We start from the raw sequence: 437 nt of genomic DNA, 5'->3' as shown, positions 1-437 counted from the left end.
TCGGCGGCCACCAGTTTTGCCGTGGCCGAGTCCAGGCTGAAACGCTCGCCACTGTCACGCCGGGCGGCAGCTTTCATGGTCAGCAGGCGCGCGCTTTCCAGTTGCGCGTACATATCGGCCAGGCGCCATTGCGTGCCCTGATACGCCGCCAGCGGCTTGGGCCCGATCTGGCGTTCGCGCCCCCAGCTCAAACTCGCCTGCACTGCCGCCTTGGCGATGCCCAGGGACATGGCCGCCACCTCTACCCGACCGCGGTCCAGCACCGCCATCGCCGTGTTGAAACCCTGGCCTTCAATACCGAGAAGCGCCGACGCCGGCAGCCAGCAGTCCAGCGCCAGTTCATAGATGGTACTGCCGCGCAGGCCCATGGTTTTTTCCGGGCTGGAGAAGCTGATGCCCGCCGTGCCCCGGGGCACCATAAAGGCGCTGATGCCCTT

1 protein-coding gene is annotated in these 437 nt (G+C 66.6%); it reads right to left on the bottom strand.

Translation table 11 applies throughout. The features are described from left to right. Nucleotides 1–437 (bottom strand): acyl-CoA dehydrogenase family protein (locus JQ845_RS22910; protein WP_268968815.1); only part of this gene is annotated, 437 nt, incomplete at both ends.

Source organism: Pseudomonas paraversuta, assembly GCF_904063065.1.
GTDB lineage: Bacteria > Pseudomonadota > Gammaproteobacteria > Pseudomonadales > Pseudomonadaceae > Aquipseudomonas > Aquipseudomonas paraversuta.
The sequence above is the reverse complement of the archived record's forward strand: the minus strand, read 5'-3'. Positions and strand labels throughout refer to the sequence as shown.